Origin of the sequence: Micromonospora sp. DT44 (assembly GCF_049841635.1) — a bacterium.
Taxonomy (GTDB): Bacteria; Actinomycetota; Actinomycetes; order Mycobacteriales; family Micromonosporaceae; genus Micromonospora.
The window spans coordinates 1-26,323 of record NZ_JBNCKS010000065.1; the positions used below are offsets into that span (position 1 = coordinate 1).

Consider the following 26,323-nt stretch of genomic DNA (forward strand, 5'->3'; position numbering starts at 1 on the left):
AACTGGCACACCGGCCAACCGGTCATGCGATCCCTGACCGCCTACGACCACTGACCCCTTGGAATCGATCATCTAGGCCACGCCGCACAGGTTAAAGATCAAGCTAGGGCCTGTTCCACAGCCGCTGGCGGGCCGAAGCAGCAGGCCCGAGCGCCGAGGGGTGATCCCCCTCAGCCGTGACGCGAAAACATGATCTAGGCACGATTGAAACATCATGATCTTATGTGCGTCATGATCCGTAACACCGATCGAATCCTCGATTAACCGTCGAGGGCTTAGGTGGGGGAGCGCTCCCATGCGGGTCGCGGTTGACGAGGAGCTCCACACAGGGGCGATGGAAGGGAGTCTCGTGTCTACACGCACGAGCGGAAAAAATCTGCGAAGACTGGCGATACCGACGCTGGTCGCAGCGATGCTCGCCGGCACAACCGGTGTCGCGGGATCAGCGTCGGCAGCGCCGGGTGACCGGTCGCCCAGCGGCGGCGCAGGCTACTTCACCAAGGGATCGGACCGGCGCACCACCCTGACCGACGGCGCCGATCGTCGCGCCGACGCCGAAGGGACCAGCCCGAAGACCGCCGTGGACGCCAACGGCTCGGGCGTCTACGTCGTCGAGCTGGCCGAGGCGCCGCTGACCACCTACGTCGGCGGGACGTCCGGGCTCGCGCGGACCCGCCCCACGCCGGGCGCCCGACTGGACGTGACGTCGGCGCCGTCGCAGGCGTACCGCCGGCACCTCGACGCGCAGCGATCCGCTGTCGCCGCCGCGGCCGGCGTCCAGGTCAAGGCCGCCTACACGGCCGCGTTCAACGGGTTCTCGGCGACGCTGAGCGCCAAGCAGGCGAACGCGCTGCGGGCCGACAAGCGCGTCCGCGCCGTCACCGCCGCGCGGGCGCTGGGCACCCGATCGGCGACGCCGCTCACGACCGCCCCGACCGCCGGTACGCCGATCGCCTCCACGGCCGCCGCGTCCACGACGGCCGCGGCCGCGAAGCCGGCCAAGCCGGTCAAGCCCGGCCCGGCCACCGGAGCGGGCATGGTCGTCGGCGTCCTGGACACCGGCATCTGGCCGGAGAGCGCGTCGTTCGCCAAGAAGATGCCGGCGCCCAAGACGTGGCACGGCACCTGCCAGACCGGCGTGGCCTTCGTGGCCGAGCACTGCAACGGCAAGATCGTCGGTGCCCGGTACTTCGCCGACACCTGGCTCGCCGGCGGTGGCTCCGTACCCGAGGGTGAGTTCCTGTCGCCCCGCGACGCGGCCGGGCACGGCACCCACACCGCGTCCACGGCCGCCGGTCTGCCGGTGCGGGACGTCACCATCGACGGCCGCTCCTACGGCGCCGTCTCCGGTGTCGCGCCGGACGCCCAGATCGCCGTCTACAAGGTGCTCTGGGGTGGGATGGGCTACGACGCCGACATCATCGCCGGCATCGACGCGGCAGTCTCCGACGGTGTGCAGGTCCTGAACTTCTCCATCGGCAGCGACCTCGGCGACTGGGAGGCCAACACGCCCATCGGTGTCGCCTTCCTCAACGCCACGCTGTCCGGCGTCTTCGTGGCGGCGTCGGCGGGCAACACCGGCATCGTGAGCGGTGCCATCAGCAACGCGGCGCCCTGGGTCACCACGGTGGGCGCGGCGGTGACCAACGCCAACGAGGCGACGGTCAAGCTGGGTGACGGCACGAAGTTGGTCGGCGGCTCCCTGGACGCGCTGCCCGGCGACGCCTCGCGGCCGATGGTCTTCGGCGACCAGGCCGGCTCGCTGGAGCAGGGCTCGGCGTACTGCGAACCCGGCAGCCTGGACGCGGCCAAGATCAAGGGCAAGGTGGTCGCCTGCGCGCTGTCGACCCCCTTCAACTCCGCGCTCGAGGTGAAGGAGAAGGGCGGAGCGGCGATGGTGGTGTTCGACCCGTCCGGCAACTACCGCGTCAACTCCATCTACAACTTCCCGGTGGTCTACCTGAACACCGAGAAGCAGGCCGGCACGCTGTTCAACTACCTGATGCGCCACCCCACGGACGCCAAGGTGTCGCTGCGCACCGGTGGCGACGGCTCCAGCGTCCCGGGGATCCCGAGCGTGGCGGACTTCTCCTCCACCGGCCCGGACAAGGTGACCCTCGGCGTCTTCAAGCCGGATCTGGTAGCACCGGGGACGGACATCATCGCCGCGGTCTCACCGTCGGGCAACTTCGGGCGGAACTACGACGCGTACTCCGGAACCTCGATGGCCTCGCCCTACGTGGCCGGCGCGGCCGCGATCCTGCGCGCCACCCACCCGACCTGGTCTCCGGGGACCGTCGCCTCGGCCCTGCGGACCACCGCCACCGACACCCGGGGCACCAGCAACCCGCTGGACCAGGGCAGCGGCTTCATCAACCTGACCGGAGCCAAGGATCCGGGCCTGGCCATCGAGCCGACCGCGGCCGACCTGGTCGAGTTCAGCGAGACGGCCCAGCCCGACGGCAAGGAACTCAACCTGCCGGCCATCTCGCTGCGCGATTACGACGGCACCCACCCGGTGACCATCAAGCGCACCCTGACCAACGTGGGTACGACGCGGGAGACCTACCGGTCATCGGTGTCCGGCCTGCCCGGCATGACGGTTGCGGTGTCGCCCGCGTCGGTGACGCTCGCGCCCGGCAAGTCCGCGACGGTGTCCATCACGCTGCGCCGGGGCAGCGCCCCCTGGGACCGGTACGTCACCGGGTCGATCACCTGGCGCGGCAAGGTCCACAGTGCCCGCATCCCCGTCGCCGCCCGCCCGTGGGGCATCACCCCCCGGCCGTACGCTGACGACGGCGAGGAGTTCGGCCGGATGACCAGCGGCTCGTTCGGCTACGCCCAGCCGGGCTTCACCGGCCCGCTCACCGGGCGCAGCACCGGCTACACGCCGATGCTCCGGGACTCGTACTCGATGCCGGCCGGCGTGTACGGCGGCGTGTTCGACCCGAGCGCGTCCGGCGTGAAGAAGGTCGACTTCACGGTGCCGGCGAACACCGCCGGCATCATCGTCGAGGCCAACACCGAGGATCCGAACACGAACCTCGACCTGTACCTGTACAAGGGCGACAAGCTCGTCTACAGCAGCGACAGGTACTGGACCAGCACGGAGCAGGCGTACAAGTTCCTGCCCGAGCCGGGTCGCTACACGGCCTACGTGTTCGCGCAGGTGCCCGGCGGCCCGGTCGTGGACTTCCAGTTGAGCCACGCCATCATCGGCCGCAACGCCACCTACGCGCCGGCGACGCTGACGTTGCCGTCGACGACCGAGCGCGGTATGAGCCTCAACTTCACGTTGAAGCCCAACCGGCCGCTGCCCGAGGGCGACTTCTGGGCGTACACCGAGTACCGCACCAACGGCACGGTCGTCCCCGGCAACCTCGTGAACACCCAGCAAAGTTCCTGGGAGGAGTAGCCGTACCGACATCGGGGGGCGGCGCCGTCGTGCGCCGCCCCACTGCCTTTTCTAGCGCTGCCAGGCGTCGATGGCGCGCACACCGTCGCGCATGGTCCGGTCGAGGATGGCGGGATTGCCGCTGCTGCCCTCCCAGCCCTGGTCGTTGAACACCGTCACCACGTTGTCGACCCGAGCCACGGCGATCTGGCTGGAGGTCTCGCCGCTGGTGGGCTCGCCGCCCAAACTGGTGGCGGCCCGCGTATGGGTCACGAGCAACGCCTCGTCACCGACACCGGTCACCGCCTTGCTCTGGACCGTGACCTTGTTGCCGTCCTGGTCGAAGGAGGGGCACGCCCGGACCGCGTCGCCGAGGCGGCGCAGGTAGTCGGTGGCGCCGTCCCCGTCGAAGGTGAAGATGGTCTGGTGGATCATGCCTTGCGGCACGTTGGTGTCGGGCTCGCCGGCCTTCTTGTACGTCACCGTCATGGCCGCGCTCGCGGTGACCTGTCGACCGCCGGTGCCGAACTCGTTGGCGCACAGCTTGGGCAGGGCCTCGGTGACGTCCGTCGGACGGCGGGGAGACCTGCGCAGCTCGGATGGTAGCTCCACGAAGGCAGACGTCGGGATGGTCGTCGGGGCGCTGGCGCTCCCGGACGGCTGGTCGGTCGGACTCGCCGGGGCCGACGTCGTCGACGCGCCCGACGGCGTCGCGTCGGATCCCTCCTCGGCAGCCGTGCAGGCGGTGCTCAGCGCGACGGTGCCCACCAGCGGCAGGATCAGCCCGAGCATCCGAGGCGCTCTCACGGTCGGCGGCAGTGCGTATCGGCTCATGGTTCCCCCTCACCTCGACCTGAGAAGTTCCCCGCCGGTGGCGACCGGAAACGATCAATGCCGCGTGGCGACCGAGGTCGGGCGGTCGTGTCGCGCGAACCGGATGCGTCTACGCGGCCGCCGGGATGACGGCCTCGATGAGGTGCGGTCCGTCGTGGGCCAGCGCTCGGGAAAGCTGGTCCGCGAGTTGCTCGGCGGTGGTGACCCGACTGGCCGGCATGCCGAAGGCGTTCGCCAGACCCACGAAGTCGATCTGAGGGCTGGCCAGGTCGAACAGCGGGTTCTCGTCCGGGTTGGTGTGACCCGGACGATCACTGAAGTACTTCCACTCCTGGCGCAGGATCGCGTACGCGCGGTTGTTGAGGACCACGTTGGTGATGTTCAACTGTTCGCGGACCTGGGTCCACAACGCGGTGACGGTGTACATGACGCAGCCGTCGGCCACCAGCGCCAGTACCGGCCGGTCGGGTGCCGCGACGGCGGCGCCGACGGCGAGGGGCAGGCCGTCACCCATCGCTCCGCCGGTCTGCATCAGCACGTCGTGGCGCGGCGCGCCAGCGGTGGCGGCAGCCAGGGCGGTGCCGGAGCTGACACTCTCGTCGATGACGATGGCGCGTTCGGGCAGCAACGCCGCGACGACGTCCGTCCAGTTCTGCAGGGTGAGGTTCCCCTTCGGCAGCGCCGGTCGACGCGGTTCGGTCACCGGGGCGGACGTGTCCGGTGCCACCAGGTCGGCGAGTCGGTCGAGCGCGGCGACGGCGTCCTGGCCAACCTCGGCCAGGACGTGCGTCTGCGCTCCCTCGGGTACGAGCAGGCTCGGTTGATCGGAGTAGGCGAAGAAGGAGACGGGTGCCTTGGTTCCCGCGACGATGACGTGCCGAATCCCGTGCAGTTGATCGAGCACCTGATCCGGATAGAAGCCGAGCCGGGGAAACATGGGTAGGCCGGCCCCACGCTCGACCCGGTTGGAGTACAACTCCTGAAACACCCGCGCGCCCGTCGACGCCGCGATACGGCCGGCGGCCATCAGACCCGACTCCCGCAGCGCGGTCCCGCCGATGATCAGGGCGGTGGACTCCCCGGCACGAAGGACCTCCGCGATCCGCGCGAGCACCTCCGGGCTGACGGTCGGCGTCGCGCGGGGCGGCATCGGCGGTGCGGCCGTGCCTCCGTCCGACCACGACACGTCCGCCGGCATGATGACGGTGGCGACCTGACCGGGGGGCTCCAGGACGGCGGCGAGCGTGGCCGCGCCGTCGGGGCCGGCCCCGGCCGCGTCCTCGGGTCGGCGGACCGGGCCACGCAGCCATCCGCCCAGGGCGGCGATGTCCGAGTTCAACGGGGGATCGAAGGCGGTGTGGAACGTCGCGTGGTCCCCGACGATGTTCACCACCGGCGAGTTGGCGCGTCGGCTGTTGTGCAGATTCGTGAGCCCGTACGCGAGCCCTGGCCCGAGATGAAGCAGGGTCGCCGCCGGCCTGCCCGCGATACGGGCGTAGCCGTCGGCCGCGCCGGTGACGACGCCCTCGAAGAGGGCGAGCACTCCGCGCAGTTCGGGAACCGACTCCAGCGCCCCGACCAGGTGCAGCTCGGTGGTGCCCGGGTTCGTGAAGAGCACCTCGACGCCGCCGTCAACCAGCGTCCGCAGCAGTGCTTCGGCACCGTTCACACCCATCACCTCACCGACGGCTGAACCAGCAATGATCAGATCCTAAGGGCGCATTTCGGACTAAAGTGGTGACGCTTGTGAAATAGCTCGACGGAGATCGGGGATGCGGGATGAAGCAGGGGTACACCGAACGCACCTACCAGGCCCGACGCCTGGACATCAGCGTCGATCGACCGTACGAGGAGTTCCGGCGGCAGTACGAGCAGGCCGTCCCGCGCTACGACGCCGCGGCGTTCGACGCCCTGGTGGCCCGCGACGCCCCCTGGGACGACGTGCTCGCCCTGATGCGCGAGCGTGCGCCCCACGACTTCCTCATCTACTGGAGCAGCGGCGATCTGCGGCCGATGATGAGCCTCGCGGGTGATGCCGGCAACGCTGCCGAGTACCTGATGGGCAACCACACCATCGCCGAGAAGATGTACCGGCACGACCCGACCGCCATGCTGTACGCGCCGTTGCGCACGATGATCGGCGATGTGCCCGACGGCGGGACGCGGTTCGTGATCGAGCAGCCCAGTCGTACGTTCGGCTCGTTCGGCGTGGAGGCGATCCACGAGGTGGGCGTGCAGCTCGACGGCGAGGTCGCCGCCCTCCTGGCGCATCTCGACGTACCCGTACCGGAGGGCCTGTCGAGTTAGCGCGCCGGGTTCGTCAGGGCCGGACAACTTCGATGACGATCACGGTGACATTGTCGTGTCCACCCTGGTCGATCGCCAAGGCCACGAGTTGGTCGGCAATGTTTCCCGAGTTGCTGTCGGAGTCGAGCGCAGCTCGAATCTGCTCTTGCGGCACGTACGAACTCAGTCCATCAGAGCACAACAGGACTCGGTCGCCGGGCTGAAGCTGGAGAGGCCTCAGGTCGGCCGACCGGCCGTCGGCCCGTCCGTCGAGGAAGCGGGCTAGCCTCCCGGGGAGGTTGGGCACCTCCTCGGCGTCGGCGACGAGGTGTTCGTAGGTGTGATCCTCGCTGATCTGGACCAGGGCGTTGTTGCGGGAGCCGTGGCGTCGGATCAAGTAGGCCCGGGAGTCCCCAACGTTCGCCACGACCGCATGACTGCCGGCATGCAGCAGAGCGACGAACGTGGTGCCCATCCCCGCCAGATTCGGGTTCTCGCGGACCTTCCTCCGTAAGTCGTCGCTCGCGTCGTTGATGGCCCGTCCCAAGGAGTCAGCAAGATCCTCAGGATCCACCATGCGGTCGTACGCCTCCACGGCAGCGACGACCGTGCTGCTCGCGATGTCACCGGCAACGTGGCCGCCGAGACCGTCGGCAACCACGTAAAGCCACCGTCCTTGGTGGTGAGAGTCCTCGTTTCGCCTGCGGACGAGGCCCTGGTGCGTCCGGCTGGCCGCCACGAGCGTGAGGGCCACGGTCATGACCCGCTTCTCGGCTCGCCGTCAGGCCACGGCTCCTTCGCGTTCGCGTCGCGGTGCAGGACGTGGACCGTCTCGACTCGGTCGCTCGCCACGACGTACTCGGTTACCTCGACCGGCTTCTGGTCGCCCCCGGAGGTGCCGACCCGCACGATCTCCAGTACGGGCAGGTTGGTGGGGATCTCCAGAAGAGCTGCTTCGTCTCTGCTGGGCATCCGGGCGCGGTGAATCTCCATCCAACTGATCGGCCAGTGGCCGGCGTTCTCGATGTGGTGCAGCCACTCGCCCGCCGCCGGGCTCGCGTCCAGGTTGGCGACGATGTCGGCGACGCGCGGGTGAATCCACGAGATGTTGATTTGGAACGGGGCCTCGGACGCTGGCCCGGTAACCCGGAACCGGCGAAGCACTTCGGTGCCGGGCTCCACTCCCAGAAGCTTGGCGACGCGGGGATCGTCCAGTCGGGCCGGCGCGTTGACGGCCTTGCCGTGGCTGACCCACACCTCCTGGCTGCTTGCCGAAGGGAACGAGTATCCGGTTGCCTGCTCGTTGCGCTTGACCAGATCGCCGCGGGGTCGACGTGGACGTATCGTGCCGTATCGAACGGCGATGCCCCGCCCCTGGACGGCCCACACGTAGCCCTCGGTCTCCAGCAGGGCGATGGCCCGCCCGACGGTGTCGCGGTTGGCGTCGTACTCGCCCGCGAGATCGTTGAGGGTCGGAAGCCGCGCACCCGGTGCCCATTCTCCGGCTTCGATTCGATCTCTGATCATGGACGCGATGTTCAGGTAGCGCGAGTGCACCGGCACGTCAACGCCCTTCCCGGTTGTCCATAGACAAGCCTTGACTCTGGGTCAGATTGTCCCCACACTATCTGGTAAGAATTGTCCCAAGACAATGTGGTGCCGATGAAGCCGAGGTCGGGGTCGGCCGGCGCGACCGGCGCGCGGAGAGCCCTCAGGAGGTGGATGTCCATGACGGGAAATTGCGGCGATCCAGAAGCGTCGCACGCGAGGAGTCGACCGATGCTGGAAAGCCCGACGGTTGTCGTGGCGGAAGTGCCGCAGGTCTTCGTTCTCATCAGGGATGAGAAGGTTGTCGGCTACCTCTTCGACCTTCCCTCGGGTGCGGTGGCCATTCTGGACGGCGCGCGGGAGATCGTCCGATCGGACTCCCTGGACGACTTCGCCAGGTTCTTCGGCCCCTTGCTGGATCTCGACATTGCGGAGGTCAGGCAGGACCGCTAGACGTGCCGTCTCTGGCGGCCCGGGACGTGGGCGGTGGTGGACGGGTTGACCCGCCCACCACCGATTCCCATCAGGTGACCGTGACGCTCAGGTTGAGGGAGCGGGTCTCACCCCCGGTGTACGTAATCGTCACGCGGGCGGTGAAGGTGCCCTTGCGCGCGTAGCTGTGACTCGTCGACCGCAGCGTCGCGCCGTGCGCACCGGTGGTGTTGTCGCCGAAGTCCCACGCGTAGTCGGTGATGCTCTGCCCGGACGGTGCGGTCGCGGTGGCGGTCAACGTGGTGGTCAGCGGTGCGGCGCCGCCGGTCGGGTTGGCCGCGATCGCCAGGCTTCCGCCCGGCTCCTGCTTGACGCCGGCGCCGTTGAACCGCATCCAGTCCAGCGACATCAGGTCCGGCGTGCCGCCGACCTGCGCCGCGTTGACGAACTTCGCGTACAGCGTGGTGGTGCCGGTCGGTTTGTTGGTGAGCGTGACCGTGGGTGACACCAGGTTGTCCCACCCGCCGGTGGAGCCGATGGTGGCTGTACCGATCAGCGTCCCGGTGGGTGAACCGGTTCGCAGCTCGAGGGTGCCGCCGAGGCCGCCGTTGGTGACCCCGAGCGTGACCGAGCCGATGTTGCGCAGGTCCACCGGCCCGTACGCCGCCCAGTCGTTGTGGTCGACGTCGCCGAGCCGCCTGCCGGCCCGGGCGGTGGTCCGGTCGTTGACGATCAGACCGGACTGGGTGCTGAAGTGCTCGGCCTCCTTGCTCTTGGGCTGCAATTGGATCCGGGTCGAGCCGGTCAGCGCCGGTACGCCGCCGGACGCGCCACCGTCGGTGTACTGCGCGGTGATCAGCGTGTAGAGGTTCTGCCCCGGCCCGTGCCCGTCACCGGCGTCCGCCTCGGTGGCCAGCAGGCCGGAGCAGCCGGTGTAGACGTCCAGCGGGTGGGCGTGGGTGTCGTGGCCGAGCTGCGTCTGGACGGTCACCTTCGCGCAGTCGATGGTGGTGTCCTCCGGGTCGGTGACCGTCACCGTGTACGGGATCTTGTCGCCGAAGTCGAAGAAGCCGCCGTCGGGCACGGTGATGGTGACCGTCGGCCGGGTGTTGCCGACCACCACGTCGGTGACGGCGGTGGCGGTCAGGCCGTTGCCGCTGTTGCGGACGGTCAGCCGGGCGGTGAACTTCCCGGCAGCCGAGTAGGTGAAGCTCGGGTTGGCGGCGGTGGAGTCGGTGGTGCCGTCGTTGGTGAAGTCCCAGGCGTAGCTGAGCGCGGTGCCGTCGCCGGCCGCCGTGCCGGCCGAGGAGAAGCTGACCGTCAGCGGCGTACGCCCGGTGTCCGGAGTGGCGGTGATCTTCGCGGTCGGTGGTCGGCCGTTCGCCACGTAGTCGATCCGGTAGATGCCGGCGCCGGCGTTGCTGCCGCCGCGACCGCTGCCGGTGCCCTCGCCGAAGTCGATGACGTAGAGCGAGCCGTCCGGGCCGAACTCCGCCTCGAAGGGCTGGATCCAGCTCATGTTCTCGAAGATCCCGTTGATCGACTGGAGGTCACCGACGGCCGTGGGGGCGAAACGCGAGTTGCTGAAGGTCTGCGCCGTCTTGTGGATCGACAGCGTCTTGAACCATCTGCGGGTGAACTCGTACGTGATCCACTTGCCCTCGAAGTACTCCGGGAACTTGGTGGTACGGGTGTTCGCCGGGTCGAAGTCGTAGACCGGCCCGCTCATCGGGCCGCCACCGCCGGTGCCCACCTCGGGGAACTGGGTGGAGGCGGAGTACGCGTACCAGACCAGCGCCGGCTTCGCCGCCGGCAGGGTGGTCAGGCCGGTGTTGTTGGGGGAGTTGTTCACCGGCGCCGCGCAGGTGAACCTCGCCCCGGAGGTGCTGGTGGCGAAGTTGTAGTCGTTGAACGGGATGTTGTTGCCCACGCAGTACGGCCAGCCGAAGTTGCCGGCGGTCGTGATGCGGTTGAACCCGACGGTCCCCTCCGGTCCGCGGTTCGCGTCCGCGGCACGGGCGTCCGGGCCGTAGTCACCGACGAGCACCGCGTTCGTTCCCGGCTCGATGGTGATCCGGAACGGGTTGCGCAGGCCCATCGCGTAGATCTCCGGTCGGGTCCGCGCGGTGCCGGCGGGGAAGAGGTTGCCGCTGGGCACGGTGTACGTACCGTCGGCCTGCGGGGTGATCCGCAGGATCTTGCCGCGCAGGTCGTTGGTGTTACCTGCGGTGCCCTGGGCGTCCCAGGCGGCCCGCCCGGACTGCTCGACGATCGGGGTGTAACCGCTGGACGCGAAGGGGTCCGTGTTGTCGCCGATCGCGGCGTACAGGCGACCGGCCGCGTCCATAGCCAGCGATCCGCCCATGTGTGAGTTGGCCCGACCCACGCCCCGGTACGTCGGGACGGTCAGCAGCCGCTTCTCCGAGGAGAGCGCGACGCTGTTGTTCGCCACCGTGAACCGGGACAGGTTGAGCTGTTTGAGGGTCTTGTCCGACCAGAGCAGGTAGACCCAGCCGTTGCTGGCGAAGTCGCGGTCCAGGGTCATCCCGAGCATTCCGTCGGACTGGTCGGTCATCGCCGAGGTGTACGCGAGGTCGAGCAGCGTGGTGACCTGGAGCGTGTCCGAGTCGACCACCTTGAGCGCACCGGTGCGCTGGATGTAGTAGACCTTGCGGTCCGGCGCGACGGCCAGCTCGAACGGGTCGGCCAGGTTCTCGGTGACCAGCCCGACGCGTTCGAACGTGCCGGTCCTGCTGGCCGAGCAGTCCCCGGCGACCGCGCCCGCGGCCCACTCGATGCCGTAGCGCAGGTGCTCCAGGAACGGGGCGCTGCTGAACTGGGAGCTGGCGTGCCCACCGGCGGTGAACCAGGACCGGCCGCCGTCGTAGCGCTGACACCAGGAGTACGCGTGGTCGACGCCCTCGTCCAGGCCGCTGATCCCGTCACGCACCTTGATCTGGGCGAGGGTGTGCACGTTGCCGGTCGGGTTGGTCCGCCAGTTGTACCACTCCTCGCTCTGCTCCCATAGCTCCGGCAGGTTGCGGGTGGAGGGGTGGGCGCGGTCGAGGACCTTCACCCGCCCGGGGTACGTGCCGCCGGTGGCCGAGAAGTCCGGGTGGTAGTCGAAGATGGTGCCGACCAGGCCCTCGTACCAGGACCAGTCACGTTCGCTGGCCGAGGCGGCGTGCAGGCCGGCCCAGCCGCCGCCGTTGCGAATGAACGTCTGCAACGCCGCGCGCTGGCTGGCGTTGAGCAGGTCGCCCGAGGCCGGGGTGGAGTTGGTGTTGTTGAAGACCAGGGCGTCGAAGGTGGCGAGGTTGGCGTCGGTGAAGGCGCCCGCGTCGGTGGTGGCGACGACCTCGAAGTTGTGGGTGGCGCTCCCTGTCGGACGGTGAGGGTCGGAAAGCGCTTTCTCGCTGCCCGCATCACGGTACTGACAGCCAGTTATGAGCGTCAATAGACGGTTTCCTGTGACGCTCGCGGCCCCCGCGCCCACACTGGCGGGCTTACGCTGTTCCTCTGGGTGCGTTCTGCGACGGTGCGAATACGACTTCAGGTCGAGCTATCGACGCGTGTCCGAGGAGGGCATTGATGAACACCACAGCACGGGACGTCGTCGAGCGGGTGCTGCGGGCGGGCCGCGACCTCGATGTCGACAGGTTCGTCGGGTTGATGGCGCCCGACGGGTACATCGAGTGGCCGTTCCGCCCGCCCGGTGTGCCCGCGCGGGTGCGGGGCCGCGACGATATCCGCAGGCATCTGACCGAGGTCGGCGATGGATTCATCAGGATTGCGGAGCACCGCAACGTGGTGGTGCACGAGACGACCGACCCGGAGGCGGTCATCGTCGAGTACGAGGCGCGCGGCACCGTCGTCCCGACCGGCGCGGCGTTCGAGCAGACGGTCGTCGCCGTGTTCCGGGTCCGCGACGGCCAGATCCTGTCGTACCGCGACTACATCAACCCGCTGCCTCTGCTCGACGCGCTGGCCAGCGTCAGCGGCGGCGTCCGCGCGTAGCCGCCAGTCGCCCGTGCACGTCACCCTCGCGACGAACCCCGGTCGGGCGAGCCGGCCGAACGAGGACTTCGTGGGGGCGGTGCCCGGCGCTGTCGTACTGCTGGACGGTGCCGGCATTCCGGGGGCCGAGGCGCTTTGCGCGCACGGCGTCGCCTGGTACACCCACCGCCTGGGTGGCACGCTGCTCGGCGGTCTTTCGCGGGCCGACGGGCGGGACCTCGCGGCCATCCTCGCCGACGCCATCGCTGAGACGGCCGCCGCCCATCGCGCCACCTGCGACATTGCCGATCCCAGCAGCCCTCAGGCCACCGTCCTGATGGCCCGCGCCGACCGGGGACGGCTGGAACACCTTCTGCTCGCGGAGTCGTACCTCGTGCTCGACCAGGTCGGCGGCGGCGTGCGGGTGGTCACCGACGAGCGCGAGGTGACCGCCAGGCGCGAATGCTCGGTACCCCTGGCCGGCGTCACACCCGGAACCCCGGAGTACGACCACATCCGCGCCTCCTGCGCCCTGGCACTGCGCGCTCGTCGGAACCAGCCGGGCGGTTACTGGATCGCCAAGGACGATCCGCGCGCGGCGTGGGAGGCGGTGACCGGGAGCGTTGCCCTCGACGAGTTGAACGGCATCGCGGTGCTCAGCAACGGTGCCAGCCGGATCGTCACCCCGTACGGTCTGACCGACTGGCCGGGGGTGCGGGAACTACTTGCCACCGACGGTCCGTCCGGCGTCATCCGCCGCGTTCGCGAGTTCGAGGCCGAGGTGAGCGGCGGCCCCGACGCCCTGGTCCCGGACGATGCCACCGTGGCCCACTACCGTCTGATGCCGTGATGGAGTACGAGTTCGAGGGTACCGTGTGGGAGTGGCGAGGGCCGTCGCCGTACCATTTCGTGACGATCTCACCCGAGTGCGTCGAGATGGTGCGGCAGGTGGCCTCGGCGGTCACCTACGGCTGGGGCATGATCCCGGTGGAGGTGCGCCTCGGGCGCAGCAGGTGGCGGACCTCGCTGTTCCCGAAGGACGGAGGCTACGTCCTCCCGCTGCGGGACTCGGTGCGTACCAGGGAGGGCATTGCCCTCGACGACGTCGTGCGCATCCACCTTGCTGTCCGGCCGCGGTAGCGCCGCTCGCCCACCCGCCCTGGTCGGACGCTGAGCCACAGCGCCCGACCAGGGGCACCCGCTAGAGGTACGGGCGCGTGATCAGTTCGATCGCGTGTCCTGCGGGGTCCTTGAAGTACACCCCGCGACCACCGTGCTCGCTGTTGGTCTCTCCGGGCCGCTTCATCTGCGGGTCCGCCCAGTACGTGATGCCTCGTTCCTCGATGAACGCGAGGCATCGCGGGAACAACTCATCGTCGACGAGGAACGCGTAGTGCTGCATCTGGATGTCCACCGGCGGCTCGGCGAACTGGAGCAGTACACCCTCGTCCAGCAGAACGTTGACGAACAGCCCCCACGAGGGCGCCTCCGGGAGTCCGAACAGTTCCCGGTAGAACGCCGCCGACGCGTGCTTGTCCTTCGCGGCGATGATGGTGTGGTTGAACGTGACTGTCATGCGTACCCGTCTTTCGGTCGATCCGAAGACCCGACCGGAAGCACACGGCGTCCAGCAGCCGCACTGATTGACAGACCCCGAAGGCGGCAACGCCCCGGACCCATGCGGGAGACGCGTACGCGTCGATCTCGGCATGGCGGCTGAAGTAGCCAGAACCTCCGGGGGTAGGCCCATCTGGGGCGCATGAGCAGGCTAACACGACGTCCTCTCGGGTGACCACGGGGCGCGGCCACGCGAACTCGAAGCTGATCGTGCGGTTTCCCGACTCTTCGGCAGGTGCCGACGGGTTCCGCTGGCGCAACGAGGCGCGGCAGCCCGACGGGGCGTGGCGACTCCAGCAGACGTTCCAGGTGTGGAGGCGGGGCTCAGCTGCGTCACCCGCAAAGGGGCAAGGGGTGCGCCGAGCCGGGCCTCCGCGCCGACGCGCTCGCCAGGAATCGGTCTCTCGCGCGGCCGACGACGTCCGGCGTCCTACGCCCCATCCGTCGCCAGGAGCAGCGCCTCCGCGCCGACCGGGCGGAACCCGGCCGCCTGGAAGGCGCGTACGCTGCGGGCGTTGCCGGCGGCCTGCTGTGCCCAGAGCGGTTGCCCGTCGGGTACGAGGTGCCGGGCGGCCGTGGCCAGCGCCCGCCCCAGGCCCCGGTGGCGACAGTCCTCGTCGACCTCGATCGCCGTCTCCCAGCGGCCCGCCACGCCTCGGCCGAGCACGACCACCCCGCCGTCGGCGGCCCAGACCCGAACGTCGTCACGGCGGCGGCGGGCCCGGCCCGCGCGGGCGTGACCGGCGTCCCGGACCTCGGTCAGCCGCAGCGGGGGAGGGCCGGGTAGCGGACTCGCGACGGTCAGGAGGTCGATGGTGTCGGTGCGGCGACCGGTGCGGTCGAGCAGCGCGACGAGGAAGCGCGGATTCATCGTGGCCGCCAGGCCGTCGCAGTCGAGAGTGGCAAGCGTGCGGCGTACCCATTCGGGGTCTTCGTCGGTGAACACCACGGAATGCGCGGTGAACGCGATGACTCCGGCGTCGCGGTGGCACGGCTGCGGTACGACGGTGGTCCCGCCGTCGGCCGGCGGAAAGTGGCCGTTCGCCGCGGCGCGCAGGATGTCGGCCAGCGTACTCTCGGCGATCGTCGTCTCCTCGGGGTCGGTGGAACGCGCTCGGCGGCCGGCGCGTGACGCGCCGACCGCCGAGGTGGTTCGGGTTCAGCTTCCGGTGCAGGTGGCGGTGGCACCGCCGCCGTTTCCGGTGCCCTGGAATCCGAAGTTGGTGGTCTGGCCTGCGGCCAGCCGTCCATTGTAGCTCTGGTTGGCGACGGTGACGGTCCCGCTGCTACCGGTCGCGACGCCGTTCCACAGCGAGGTGATCGTGGCGCCACTCGGCAGGTTGAGGGTGACCCGCCACCCGCTGAGGGCGCTGCTTCCGGCGGTCACGGTGACGTTGGCGACGAAGCCGCCGTTCCACTGGTCCTGCACGGCGTAGGTCGCGGTGCAGGCGGCACCCGTCGGTGGCGGCGTGGTGGGTGGCGGCGTGGTCGGCGGGGGAGTGGTCGGCGGAGGCGTGGTGGGCGGGGGCGTGGTGGGCGGAGGCGTGGTCGGCGGAGGGGTGGTCGGCGGCGTGCCGGGGTCCAGCGTCAGGTTCTTCTGCTGGACCGTCCACTGGGTACGGCACAGGCCGCAGTTGGGCCCGACGAAGTTGGCGCCGGCGGTCGTGTCGCCCTTGAGCCGCCACTTGAGGTAGAGCACCGCGACGCGGCCGAACTCGCCGCCGTTGGTCTGGTCGTACGTGCCGCCGTGCCCGACGTTGAGGTTGCCCATGAAGGCGGGCAGCGTGGAGGGCAGCTTGCCCCAGTCGTCGATGGCGTTCGGGTAGGCGATGTCACTGGGCCCGCCGATGATGTAGGCGATCGGCTTGGTGAGCCTGCGGAGCTGGTAGTCGTCGGCGTCGTTGAGCAGGCCGCTGCTGAAGATGCCGGTGGTGGTGACCCGCGGGTCGTTGGAGACCGCGTACGCCTCCAGCCCGCCGCAGGAGAAGCCCGCGACCGCGACCTTCGTCGTGTCGATCTTGTTGAAGTACTTGCTGCCCTGCCGGGAGTTCTCCGCGATGGCCCAGTCGATGGACTGGGTGAGCATCTGGGAGTTGGTGGAGCCGGAGCCGTTCGGGGCGCCGTTGGCGATCGCGAGGAAGCCGTGCGAGGCGATCTCGCGCAGGAAGTTGCCCTGCGAGAGGCCGTTGGCCGAGCAGCCGCCGTTGCCCCAGACGAAGATGGGCAGGCGCTCGGACGGAAGCGTCTGCGGCCGGAAGATGGTGTGGTTGGCCAGGCTGGTCGAGGTCTCGTAGTCGGCGGGGTAGGGGCCGGAACCGCCGACGGCGGCATCGGCCGGCGTCGCGCCGAGCGTAATGATCATCGAGGCGATCGGGACGACGGCGGCCGCCAACCCCGCGTAGATCTTCAATCTTCTTCTCATGCGCGCCTCCAACGGATGTCACGGTGGGGCTCCCCGCGGCGGCGGTGGCGGCTGTACGTTCGCGCGGCGAGCGCAGGCCACGGGCCAGGTCGATAGGTACGCGTCGACCACCCGGCGGGGTCCCCACAGGCGATCCGATGGGAGCGGTGTGCAGTTACTATCACTGCCGCAACGAAAAGTGTCAATGTCTACAGGTCCTCAACGCCCGCGTCGGAGTGCCGTCCCGCTGCCAGTCGACCCGGCCGTCGGGAGGTCCTCCGACGCCTCGAAGTGGGTGATCCACGCGGCGGCGTCCGGCCAGTGCGGTGTCGCCACCTCGACCAGCCGCGCCTGCGCGAGTGCGCCGAGCGCGGAGTGGATCTCCAGGAAGGTGTCCCTGGCCTCCTGACGGGGCCACGGCGCCGGCAGCAGGTGGTCGGGCAGGTCCGGGTCGATGTCGGCGAACCTCCGCCAGGAGTCCATGGCCGAGGTTCGGGCCACCAGCGCCCGTGCCGCGTCCACCTCGTTGTCGCGTACGGCCGCCCGCAGCGGCGCGTACCGCCGGATGAAGGTCGAGTACTCGGACGCGAGCGCGGCCAGGTCGTACGCGCCGGCAGGCCCGTGTGGTCCGGACTCCTCGTCGAACCGGACGTGCATCACCGACCACCGGGCGCCCTCGATGTGGTCCAGTAGCTCGCTCAGCGCCCCCTTCGCTGGCGTGGCGTCGGATCCCGGCCGGATCCACACGCTGTCGTAGAGGCTGGCGAAGCGCAGCGCGCCCAGCGCCCTGCGCAGGGCGTGCCGCGACGCCTGTCCGGAGGTCGGGACCGAGAAGGTGGCCAGCACCCAGTCGCCGGTCCACTCGGGCGGGTGGGCGCCGAAGGTCAGGAAGTGCCGCATCCGCGAGCGATGCCGGGCGATCGCTCCGGGCGTCAGGTGGTAGACCGGCGGCCGCCGGCTCGCCCTCATCGCGATGAGGCCGCGCTTGACCAGTCGGGACAGCGCGGCACGGGCGCTGGACTCGCTGATCCCGAATTCGCCCAGGATCGCGATGACCGCCGCCGAGGGCAGGTCGGCGTCGGTGGAGTCGAGGTACTCGCCGAGCACGGTCGCCAGCAGATGCTGCGGGCTGGACCCGACCTGGGCTCGGGGAACTCGCACGTCGTCACCGTCCACGCCACCACACTGCCGCACCGGGTGGCGCACAGCTCGTCAGCTCAGCGTGGCGGCCTTGCGCAGCAGCACCGAGCGCTCGCGTTGATTGGCGCAGAGCCGAGCCGCGGCCTCCAATTCGGCGCGGGCTTCCGTGCGCCGGCCGAGTCGCGTCAGCAGCTCACCGCGCACGGTCGGGACCAGATGTGACCCGGGGAGCCGACCTGCGGCGACCAGCTCGTCCACAATCGCCAACCCCCGGGCCGGGCCGGAGGCCATGGCCACGGCGACGGCCCGGTTGAGATCGACCACCGGCGACGGCGCGACCCGGCCGAGCGCGTCGTAGAGCACCACGATGCTGTCCCAGTCGGTCGCCTGCACGGAGGGCGCCGAGGCGTGCGCGGCGGCGATCGCGGCCTGCAGGCCGTAGCGGCCGAGACCACCGCTCGACGCCCGGGCCAGCGCGGCCAGTCCCCGGCGGATCGCCGAGGCGTCCCACCGCCGTCGGTCCTGCTCCTCGAGCAGGACCGGAGTCCCGTCCGGAGCCGTCCGGGCGGGGAACCGCGCGGCGGTCAGCTCGCACAGCGCGAGCAGGCCGTGCACCTCCGGCTCGTCGGGTTGGAGCGTGGCCAGCGTACGAGTCAGTCGGATCGCCTCGTACGCGACGTCGGGGCGCAGCAGGCGGTCGCCAGAGGTGGCCGTCGACCCCTCGGTGAAGATCAGGTACAGGACGTGGAGCACGCCGTCCAGCCGTGCCCGACGTTCGTTGGCCGGCGGCAGCTCGAACGGCACCCCGGCCGCCGCGATGGTCTTCTTGGCGCGGGTGATGCGGGCCTGCACGGTCGGCACGGGCACGAGGAACGCGCGGGCGATCTCCTCGCTGGACAGCCCGCCGACCACCCGCAGGGTCAGCGCCACCCGCGCCTCGGGGGAGAGCACCGGGTGGCAGCTGACGAACATCAGGGCGAGGATGTCGTCGTCGATGCGATCGGGGTCGACGGCCTCGGCCAGGTCCTCGCCCGTCGCCGCGTCGACCGCCAGCAGCGCGTACCGCTCCCGCAGCGCGCTCCGGCGGCGGATCGTGTCGATGGCGCGCCGCCGCGCGGTGGCCATGAGCCAGCCGGCCGGATTGGCCGGGGACGCGCGCGGCCACGACAGCAGCGCCTCGGCCACCGCCTCCTGGGCGGCATCCTCGGCCAGCCCGACGTCACCGGTGAACCGGGTCAGCGCGGCGACGATCCGCGCCGACTCGGCTCGCCAGACGGCCTCGACGTCGGCCGTACCCATCAAATCTCGCCGTCGTTCCCGCTGCCCGGCGGGACCTCGTCGGCCTCCGCCACGCGCCGGACCTCGATCTTGGACCCACGGACCGCCGGGACTCGCCTGGCCCACTCGACGGCCTCCTGCTTCGACGCGACGTCAAGTAGGAAGTAGCCCCCGAACAGCTCCCTGGTCTCGCCGTACGGACCGTCCGTGACCACGGGCGCGTCGCCGCCGAAATCCACCACGACGCCCTGTCCCGGATCGTCAAGTCCTTCGGCCGCGAGGAGGACACCGGCCTTGAGCATCTCCTCGATGAACCGGCCGGTCGCGGCCATCGCCTCGTCGATCGACGCCATCATGGCCGCGTTCGACTCGTCGGTGCCCCGCATGATCAGCATGTACTTCGCCATCGCCTTCTTCTCCTTCTTCGGCGGGGTCGCCGCTCGCCCCTCGCGCCTCTTCGTCGAACGAGCGGCCCGCACATCGACACCGTCGCAGAGAATTCTCCGACGATGCGGTGCGAGCTCGCGCCGATGCCACGAAGCGGCCAGTTCCACCGAGGACTCGACCGCTCTTATGAACCAGGCCCTGACGCCCAGGAGGGACGCCAGGTCGTCGGGGGTAGCGGCGTCAGGCCCGCGCAGTGGTCCAGCACCGCCCGCAGACCCGGGTGCGGGTTCGCGCGGCGCAGCAGAAGCGAGATCGGGTACGCGAGCGTCGGGCGCGCGATCGGGATGCGACGCAGGTCGTGACCCGTCGGCCAGAGGTAGCGGTCATGCGCGCCGACCAGGGTCGCCACGTCGGTGGATTCCGCGAGGACATCGAGGAGCACCTCGTCGCCGAAGTGCGGGCCGGCGGCGTCGATCCGTAGGTCGAAGGCGGTGGTGAGCTCGTCGTAGAAGGCCGCCCATTCGCTGCGCGGCGCGATGCCCGGCACCCAGATCCGGTGCCCCCGAAGCTGGGCCGGCGTCAGCGTGCGCGCGGAGGCGAGCGGGTGCCGTGGGCCGACGAGCAGTTCCAGCGCCGAGTCGAAGGCGTGCACCATCCGCACCTCGCGCGGCAGCGTCGTCGGGTCGGTGACGGACCGGAACGAGGCGTCGACGTCGCCCGCCTGGACGGCGGCGACCGCCTCGCGCGGGTCGTTGACCCGCAGCGTCACGACGTCGAGGTCGATCTGGGGATGGGAACGCCAGTAGTCGTGCAGGACGACGGCCTGCGCGGAGCGCAGGCCGAGAACGTCGATCCGCAGGGCCCGCGAGCCCGGTCTGATCGCGGCGACCGCGCGGTCCGCCCCGGCGACGATTCCCCGGGCGTGCGGGAGGAACGCCTGGCCGTCGAGTGTCAGCTCGACCCCTCGGGGGGTACGCGTGAACAACCGGACCGCCAGGGCGCGTTCGAGCGCCGCGATCCGCTTGGAGATCGCCTGCTGCGTCACCCCCAGCTCATCGGCCGCGTGCTGCAACTGCCCGAACTCGGCCGCCCGCACGAACGACCGCACCGCCTCGGTATCCACCGGCTCATTATGCCCACCCACAACTGTTGGTTGTGGCTCGCGGGATCCCGGTTGTTTGCTTCCGCCCGGGCGCGAGAGGTGTGCTGCCCCCGGCGTCGATGGATTCGGGAGGGTCGCATGCGGGGGCGGTTGGGGCGCGATTTCGCTTGGCTGTGGTCGGCGTACGCCGCCAGCACGTACGGCACCTGGCTCGCCTTCGGCGCCTTTCCGCTGATCGCGGTCCGCGTCCTGGACTCCTCGGCGGTCGCTGTGGCGCTGCTGGAGGCGGCCGGTCTCACGGTCGCGGCGGTCGTGGCCTTCGCGCTCGGGCCATGGGTCGAGCACCGTGCGAAGCGACCGGTGATGATCACGATGGACCTCGTCCGCTTCGTCGCGATGGTCAGCGTCCCGGCCGCGTACGGCCTCGGGCTTCTGTCGTACGGTCAACTGCTGGTTGTGTCGATCATCTCGGGGACTGCGGGCATCGCCTTCTCCGCCGCGTCCGGGGCGTACCTGAAACATCTGGTGCGTGGCGCGGACCTGCTGGCGGCCAACGGGCGGTTCGAGGGCACGGCCTGGGCGGCGACAGCGGCCGGGCCGCCCCTGGGCGGCGCCCTCGCCGGGCTGCTCGGTCCGGTCGTGACCGTCCTGGCCGACGCCGTCAGCTACCTGCTGTCCGCGTTCGCGATCCTGCGTGTTCGGGCTGGCGACGTCGCCACACCTCGTGGCCGCGCGACGGGGCTGCGGCCCGCCGACCTGCTGCACGGGGGGAGGCTCATCCTCGGCGACGGCGTCCTGCGCGGGCTGTTTCTCAACTCGATCCTGGTCGGCGGCCTCATCATGGCGACCGCGCCGCTGCTGGCCGTGCTCCTGCTGGGCCAGTACCACCTTCCGGCGTGGCAGTACGGCCTCGCCTTCGGCATTCCGGCTCTCGGTGGGCTTCTGGGCGCCCGCCTCTCCGTGCGCCTCGTGAGCCGCCACGGCCGACACCGGGTCATGATCGTCTTCGGCTGGCTGCGTTCGGTCTTCCCACTCGGTCTCGCCCTCGTCCAGCCGGGTGTGCCCGGACTCGTCACCGTGATCGTCGTCGAGGGACTGCTGATCACGTGCATGGGAGTCTTCAATCCGATCTACGCGACCGAACGCCTGCGCCGGGTCCCCGCAGGTCACGCCGCACGGGTGCTCAGCACGTGGAGTGCCGTCGGCAAGCTCCTGCAGGCTGCCCTGATGGTGGGCTGGGGTCTTCTCGCGACACTCACCAGCCCGCTCGCCGCGATCACGCTGTCCGGAGTCCTGCTGCTTGCCACCCCGCTGTTGCTGCCCAGGCGGACACCGTCGGTGGCCGTCGCGGCCAACACGTCCGGGTGTGACGTCCGGGTCGGGTGACCTTCCGTGAGCATTCGCTTCATATTCCCGGACGTCGATGTTAACGTTCACTTAACGTCGTCGTCTGCCGGCCGACATGGTCGTCGGCAGCGGCCCGGGGATCGGAGGACGCTCATGATCACGTCCGGCAGGGTTCTTCGCGTGCGCACGGTGGCGGTGCTGACGGTGTGCGCCCTCGCCACCGCGGCCCCGGTGGCCGCGTCCGCGTCCGCGTCCGCGACGACCATCACCGTGGCCGCCGACGGCAGCGGCGCCTACACGACCGTGCAGGCGGCGATCGACAGTGTCGCGGCGAACAACGGCGTTCCGGTCACCATCACCATCAAACCCGGCACGTACCGGGGCGTGGTCACCATTCCCGCCAACAAGCCCTACCTCACCCTGGTCGGCGCCGGCAGTTCCGCCGCCCAGGTGGTGATCGTCGAAGGGCATGCCTCCGGCCAGACCAAGCCCGGTGGCGGTACGTACGGCACGTCCGGCAGCGCCTCGGTCTTCGTCAACGCCAACGACACCACGATCAGGAACCTGACCATGTCGAACGACTTCGACGAGGCCGCCAACACCCTCGACGCCGAGCAGGCCGTCGCTGTCAACACCTCCGGCGACCGGGTGCAGTTCGACAACGTCCGCGTCCTCGGCAACCAGGACACCCTGTTGGTCAACGCGCCCAGTGTCAGCTCGGTCCGGCGTCTCTACGTCCGAAACTCCTACGTGGAGGGTGACGTCGACTTCATCTTCGGGCGGGGCACCATGGTCTTCCAGAACGGCACCGTGCACTCGCTCACCCGGGGCTCGTCGTCGAACAACGGCTACCTCACCGCGGCATCCACCGACATCAACAACAGGTTCGGCTTCCTGTTCTGGGGAACCACCCTGACCAGTAACGCTCCCGCCAGGACCGTCTACCTGGGCCGGCCCTGGCACCCCAGCGGCGACGTGAACGCCCGCGGTCAGGTCCTCTACCGGGGTGTCACCATGGGCGCGCACATCCGCACCGACCCCTGGACCGACATGTCCGGCTTCTCGTGGCGCAACGCCCGCTTCGCCGAGTACGGCAGCACCGGGCCCGGCGCCGTCATCAACGCCAACCGGCCGCAGATGAGCGCCTCCACCGCCACCCAGTACACACCCACCGCCTACCTGGCGGGTACCGACGGCTGGAACCCCATCCGATGACGACGATCCGTTCCCTGCGTACCGCGGCCCTCATCGCGCTCGCCGCCGGGGTGCTCGCCGCCGGTCTGCCGGTGCTCAGCGCCGAGGCCGCGGCCGGCGACGGCACGCCGGCCGACTCGAACATCAGCTTCGTCGGCCGGTGGAACAGGACGAACGCCTCGGCGTACGTGCCCTACTGGGCCGGCGCGTACCTGCGCGTCGGGTTCACCGGCAGAACGGTGAAGCTCCGGCAGCGCAACACCATCCAGCTGTGGGCGAGCATCGACGGTAGAGCGTTCACGTCCTTCACCGGCTCCGGCACGATCAACCTGACGCCGACCGCGCTGGCGGCGGGCAGCCACACGCTGATCGTCAGCTACCGGCAGGTGGCCGGCTCCTACACCGGTGACGCGGTCTTCCAGGGGTTGATCCTCGACTCGGGAGCGGGCACCTTCGCGCCACCGACCCGCCCCAAGCTGGTCGAGTTCGTCGGCGACTCGATCACCGCAGGGGCCACGAGCAGTCAACTCGCCGTGACGGACTACGGCTTCAAGGTCGGTGAGCGGCTCGGCTACGACCACACCCAGATCGCGATCGGTGGCATGTGTCTGGCCGAGACGACCGATGGGTGCTGGGCGCAGGAGACACGCTACTGGATGTCCTCCGGTGGCCAGGCCGGCACCGACCCGTGGGACTTCTCCCGCTACACCGCCGACGGCGTGGTGATCAACCTGGGGACCAACGACAAGAGCCACGGCGTGAGCGGCGCGGCCTTCCAGGCGGCGTACACCACCTTTCTCACCAGGATCCGGGCCAGGTTTCCGAACGCCACGCTCTTCGCCATGCGGACGTTCATCGGTCGCTACGCGACGGAGACGGAGGCGGCGGTACGGGCACGCAACGCCGCGGGCGACACCAACGTGTTCTACGTCGACACCACCGGCTGGCTGCCGTCCGACGGCCTGAGCGACTCGGTCCACCCGAACGACGCCGGCCACCAGGCCATCACCGACCGGCTGGCCCCGATCCTCAGCGCGCGACTGAACACGACCCCGGCCCCGACGACGCCGCCCCCCACGACGCCGCCCCCGACGACTCCCGCGCCGACCACTCCGCCGCCGACGACGCCCGCGCCGACGCCTTCCGCGGGCGCGGCCTGCGCGGTCACCTACCGCAAGACCGGTGACTGGAGTACGGGCGCCCAGTTCGACGTGACGCTCAACAACACCTCCACCGTCGGAGTCAACGGGTGGACGCTGACCTGGTCCCTGCCGGCCGGTCAGCGGATCACGCAGTCCTGGAACGCCACCGTCACCCAGTCCGGCGCTGCGGCCACGGCGGTGAACGCCGCCTGGAACGCGGTGATTCCGGCCGCCGGCTCGACCAGCTTCGGATTCATCACCGACAGCCCGCTCGCCGGAGCGACCGGTTTCGCCCTCAACGGCTCCCCGTGCGCCGCCGTCGGATGACGGCGAGCGCCTCCGATCAAGGCAGGAGTGACCCGATGACGGTTCGCCGATCGCGTCTCGTGGTTCTGGCAGCAACGGTCCTGACCGTCGTGGCCGGCGGGCTCGGCATCGCCACCGCCCAGGCCGCCACCCCGGCGTGTGCTGTCGACTACCGGGTCACCAGCCAGTGGGCCGGCGGGTTCGGCGCCGATGTCGTCGTCACCAACCTCGGTGACTCGGTGACCAGTTGGAGCCTGGCGTGGAGCTTCGCTCCCGGGCAGGGCGTGACGCAGGCGTGGAACGCCACCGTCACGGTCACCGGCGCGGCGGCCACCGCCACCAACGTGAGCTACAACGGTGCGGTCGGCACCGGCGCGTCGATCAACTTCGGCTTCACCGGCTCGTGGAGCGGCAGCAACCCGGTGCCGTCGTCGTTCTCGTTCAACGGCACCGCCTGTGCCGGTCCACCGGCAGCCACGCCCACCGCGCCGACGCCGTCGCCCACCGCGCCGACGCCGACATCGACGCCATCGCCGGCGCCGACACCCTGCACCGGCCCGAGCACGCCGCCGGCCAGCCCCTCCACGTCACCGACGCCCGCGCCGACCAAGGTGTGGATGGCGGGCGACTCCACGATGATGAACGCCAGTTCCTGTCCGATCGGCTGGGGCAGCCAGTTCGCGTCCTACCTCACGTCGAACGTCACCGTGCAGAACAGCGCCGTCGGCGGTCGCAGCATCCAGACCTGGCTGTACGAGGGCAATGTGACCTCCACCAAGAACTCGGCCGGCGAGTGCGCGCTCAGCTCGACCGCCTACAGCGCGCGGTGGTCGGCCATGCTGGACACCGGCAGTGGCTTCAAGGCCGGCGACTATCTGATCATCCAGTTCGGTATCAACGACGGTGACTCGGCCTGCCCGCGACACGTCGGCGCCAACCGCTTCAAGGAACTGCTCGGCATGATGGCGACGGCCGCCAAGGCCAGAGGTGTGAAGCCGATCTTCGTCACCCCGGTCGCGGCGATCACCTGTAGCGGCAACACCGCCGTCGGCAATCGCGGGTTCGTCGCCGAGACGACGGCCGCGGCCGCCGCCAACGGCGTACCGGTCATCGACCTGCACGCGAGGAGCGTGGCGCTCTACAACACGCTCCGGTTGTGCCCGAACAACGGTGACTACTCGACGGGCGCGGTGGGCGCGTTCTTCTGCAATGACCACACCCACTTCGAGACCGCCGGGGCCAGACAGATCGCCGGCCTGATCGCCACCGCCCTGCGGGCGCAGAACATCCCGCTCGCCGCCTACCTGAGGTGACCGCCGCCCTCGGCGTCGCTGGGGAAACCGGCGTTGGCGTCCCGAACCCTTCCGGCCGCCGGGCTGGCCCGACGCCCTACGGGGTGCCGTCCACCTGGGCTTCGTCGAGCAGTAGCCACGTGTCGGGAGGGATGTGCGGCTTGCCGGGAACCGCGCGGCGTTCCTCGCGGTGACCGGTGGGGCGGACCTCGACGGCCAGGCGGCGCCAGAAGCGCGCGGCACCCGGGTTCTCCTCCTGGAAGGCGATCTCCCAGCGTCCCGTGTATGTGGCCAGGAGTTGCCGGGCGGCGAGGCGGCCCACCCCCGTGCGGCGCGCGGCTCGGACGACGAAGAATTCGGAGATGCGCAGCGGCTGGGCCCGCACGCCGGAGACGAACGCGAAGCCCACCGGTCGGGTGTCCTGGCAGATGACGTAGCCGGCGCTGTTCGGGTCGTTGAGGTACGTCGGCAGGCGGCCCGGGGTGAACAGCCCCGTGTCGTCCGGCAGCGAGCCTCGGAACTCCGACAGGTCGTGCCGGTAGAGCTGCCACAGCCGATCCAGCAGAAGAAGGTCATCGGGCAGGACCGACCGCACGGTGACGTTCAGCATGCCCCCATTCTTGCGGA

The 26,323-nt window shown here is 70.1% G+C and carries 23 protein-coding genes; 10 read left to right on the top strand and 13 right to left on the bottom strand.

Annotated features, from left to right (window positions below; genetic code table 11):
• Positions 1-412: 412 nt before the first annotated feature.
• Positions 413-3,415, top strand: coding sequence for a S8 family serine peptidase (locus ACLQ25_RS27990; protein ID WP_425733758.1), 3,003 nt, complete (start codon positions 413-415; stop codon positions 3,413-3,415).
• Positions 3,416-3,466: 51 nt separating this feature from the next.
• Here the strand turns inward: ACLQ25_RS27990 and ACLQ25_RS27995 are convergent, their stop codons facing one another.
• Both ACLQ25_RS27995 and ACLQ25_RS28000 read right to left on the bottom strand, forming a co-directional pair.
• Complete coding sequence (locus tag ACLQ25_RS27995) at positions 3,467-4,228, bottom strand: hypothetical protein (protein WP_425733759.1); 762 nt, start codon at positions 4,226-4,228, stop codon at positions 3,467-3,469.
• A 109-nt stretch (positions 4,229-4,337) separates the two neighbouring features.
• Positions 4,338-5,897, bottom strand: a complete 1,560-nt coding sequence (locus ACLQ25_RS28000) for an acetolactate synthase large subunit (protein WP_425733760.1) — start codon at positions 5,895-5,897, stop codon at positions 4,338-4,340.
• Positions 5,898-6,007: 110 nt separating this feature from the next.
• Here ACLQ25_RS28000 and ACLQ25_RS28005 point away from each other — a divergent pair, with 110 nt between their 5' ends.
• Positions 6,008-6,535: a hypothetical protein gene (locus tag ACLQ25_RS28005; RefSeq protein WP_425733761.1), complete on the top strand. Its 528-nt coding sequence runs from the start codon at positions 6,008-6,010 to the stop codon at positions 6,533-6,535.
• A 13-nt stretch (positions 6,536-6,548) separates the two neighbouring features.
• On the opposite strand, the gene ACLQ25_RS28010 is transcribed toward ACLQ25_RS28005, so the two are convergent.
• On the bottom strand, positions 6,549-7,274 hold the full coding sequence (locus ACLQ25_RS28010; RefSeq protein WP_425733762.1) for a PP2C family protein-serine/threonine phosphatase: 726 nt from the start codon (positions 7,272-7,274) through the stop codon (positions 6,549-6,551).
• Positions 7,271-8,077, bottom strand: a complete 807-nt coding sequence (locus ACLQ25_RS28015) for a GntR family transcriptional regulator (protein ID WP_425733763.1) — start codon at positions 8,075-8,077, stop codon at positions 7,271-7,273. Before ACLQ25_RS28015 ends, ACLQ25_RS28010 begins: the two co-directional genes overlap by 4 nt.
• 216 nt (positions 8,078-8,293) lie before the next feature.
• Here ACLQ25_RS28015 and ACLQ25_RS28020 point away from each other — a divergent pair, with 216 nt between their 5' ends.
• Positions 8,294-8,515: a hypothetical protein gene (locus tag ACLQ25_RS28020; RefSeq protein ID WP_425733764.1), complete on the top strand. Its 222-nt coding sequence runs from the start codon at positions 8,294-8,296 to the stop codon at positions 8,513-8,515.
• A 70-nt stretch (positions 8,516-8,585) separates the two neighbouring features.
• Here the strand turns inward: ACLQ25_RS28020 and ACLQ25_RS28025 are convergent, their stop codons facing one another.
• Complete coding sequence (locus tag ACLQ25_RS28025) at positions 8,586-11,951, bottom strand: ThuA domain-containing protein (RefSeq protein ID WP_425733765.1); 3,366 nt, start codon at positions 11,949-11,951, stop codon at positions 8,586-8,588.
• Positions 11,952-12,085: 134 nt separating this feature from the next.
• On the opposite strand from ACLQ25_RS28025, the gene ACLQ25_RS28030 reads away from it, so the two are divergent.
• From ACLQ25_RS28030 to ACLQ25_RS28040, 3 genes are read left to right on the top strand one after another with little or no spacing between them, the layout of a single operon-like run.
• Entirely contained in the window at positions 12,086-12,511 is a 426-nt protein-coding gene (locus ACLQ25_RS28030) for a nuclear transport factor 2 family protein (protein WP_425733766.1), read from the top strand.
• 13 nt (positions 12,512-12,524) lie between these two features.
• On the top strand, positions 12,525-13,340 hold the full coding sequence (locus ACLQ25_RS28035) for a hypothetical protein (protein WP_425733767.1): 816 nt from the start codon (positions 12,525-12,527) through the stop codon (positions 13,338-13,340).
• Entirely contained in the window at positions 13,340-13,630 is a 291-nt protein-coding gene (locus ACLQ25_RS28040) for a DUF1905 domain-containing protein (RefSeq protein WP_425733768.1), read from the top strand. The genes ACLQ25_RS28035 and ACLQ25_RS28040 overlap by 1 nt, the downstream gene beginning before the upstream one ends.
• A gap of 61 nt (positions 13,631-13,691) precedes the next feature.
• On the opposite strand, the gene ACLQ25_RS28045 is transcribed toward ACLQ25_RS28040, so the two are convergent.
• The 7 genes from ACLQ25_RS28045 to ACLQ25_RS28075 all read right to left on the bottom strand — a co-directional run bounded on the left by ACLQ25_RS28045 (position 13,692) and on the right by ACLQ25_RS28075 (position 20,436).
• Complete coding sequence (locus ACLQ25_RS28045; RefSeq protein WP_425733769.1) at positions 13,692-14,066, bottom strand: VOC family protein; 375 nt, start codon at positions 14,064-14,066, stop codon at positions 13,692-13,694.
• A gap of 471 nt (positions 14,067-14,537) precedes the next feature.
• Positions 14,538-15,191, bottom strand: coding sequence for a GNAT family N-acetyltransferase (locus tag ACLQ25_RS28050; protein ID WP_425733787.1), 654 nt, complete (start codon positions 15,189-15,191; stop codon positions 14,538-14,540).
• Positions 15,192-15,266: 75 nt separating this feature from the next.
• Positions 15,267-16,529 (bottom strand): cellulose binding domain-containing protein, encoded by a 1,263-nt coding sequence (locus tag ACLQ25_RS28055; RefSeq protein WP_425733771.1) that lies wholly within the window; start codon positions 16,527-16,529, stop codon positions 15,267-15,269.
• 198 nt (positions 16,530-16,727) lie between these two features.
• Positions 16,728-17,669: a PaaX family transcriptional regulator C-terminal domain-containing protein gene (locus ACLQ25_RS28060; RefSeq protein ID WP_425733772.1), complete on the bottom strand. Its 942-nt coding sequence runs from the start codon at positions 17,667-17,669 to the stop codon at positions 16,728-16,730.
• 51 nt (positions 17,670-17,720) lie between these two features.
• Positions 17,721-18,947 (bottom strand): RNA polymerase sigma factor, encoded by a 1,227-nt coding sequence (locus ACLQ25_RS28065; RefSeq protein ID WP_425733773.1) that lies wholly within the window; start codon positions 18,945-18,947, stop codon positions 17,721-17,723.
• Entirely contained in the window at positions 18,947-19,333 is a 387-nt protein-coding gene (locus tag ACLQ25_RS28070; protein WP_425733774.1) for a YciI family protein, read from the bottom strand. Before ACLQ25_RS28070 ends, ACLQ25_RS28065 begins: the two co-directional genes overlap by 1 nt.
• 164 nt (positions 19,334-19,497) lie before the next feature.
• Positions 19,498-20,436: a LysR family transcriptional regulator gene (locus tag ACLQ25_RS28075; RefSeq protein ID WP_425733775.1), complete on the bottom strand. Its 939-nt coding sequence runs from the start codon at positions 20,434-20,436 to the stop codon at positions 19,498-19,500.
• Positions 20,437-20,553: 117 nt separating this feature from the next.
• Between ACLQ25_RS28075 and ACLQ25_RS28080 the strand changes: the two genes are divergently transcribed.
• The 4 genes from ACLQ25_RS28080 (at position 20,554) to ACLQ25_RS28095 (ending at position 25,717) form a co-directional block, all read left to right on the top strand.
• A complete protein-coding gene (locus tag ACLQ25_RS28080; protein ID WP_425733776.1) occupies positions 20,554-21,801 on the top strand; it encodes an MFS transporter in 1,248 nt (415 codons plus the stop codon).
• 141 nt (positions 21,802-21,942) lie between these two features.
• Positions 21,943-22,977 carry a pectinesterase family protein gene (locus ACLQ25_RS28085; RefSeq protein ID WP_425733777.1) on the top strand — a complete coding sequence of 345 codons (1,035 nt, stop codon included), beginning with the start codon at positions 21,943-21,945 and terminating at the stop codon, positions 22,975-22,977.
• Positions 22,974-24,425 carry a cellulose binding domain-containing protein gene (locus ACLQ25_RS28090; RefSeq protein WP_425733778.1) on the top strand — a complete coding sequence of 484 codons (1,452 nt, stop codon included), beginning with the start codon at positions 22,974-22,976 and terminating at the stop codon, positions 24,423-24,425. Before ACLQ25_RS28085 ends, ACLQ25_RS28090 begins: the two co-directional genes overlap by 4 nt.
• 35 nt (positions 24,426-24,460) lie before the next feature.
• Positions 24,461-25,717 carry a cellulose binding domain-containing protein gene (locus ACLQ25_RS28095; protein WP_425733779.1) on the top strand — a complete coding sequence of 419 codons (1,257 nt, stop codon included), beginning with the start codon at positions 24,461-24,463 and terminating at the stop codon, positions 25,715-25,717.
• 76 nt (positions 25,718-25,793) lie between these two features.
• Here the strand turns inward: ACLQ25_RS28095 and ACLQ25_RS28100 are convergent, their stop codons facing one another.
• Positions 25,794-26,306, bottom strand: coding sequence for a GNAT family N-acetyltransferase (locus ACLQ25_RS28100; protein WP_425733780.1), 513 nt, complete (start codon positions 26,304-26,306; stop codon positions 25,794-25,796).
• Between the last annotated feature and the right edge of the window lie 17 nt (positions 26,307-26,323).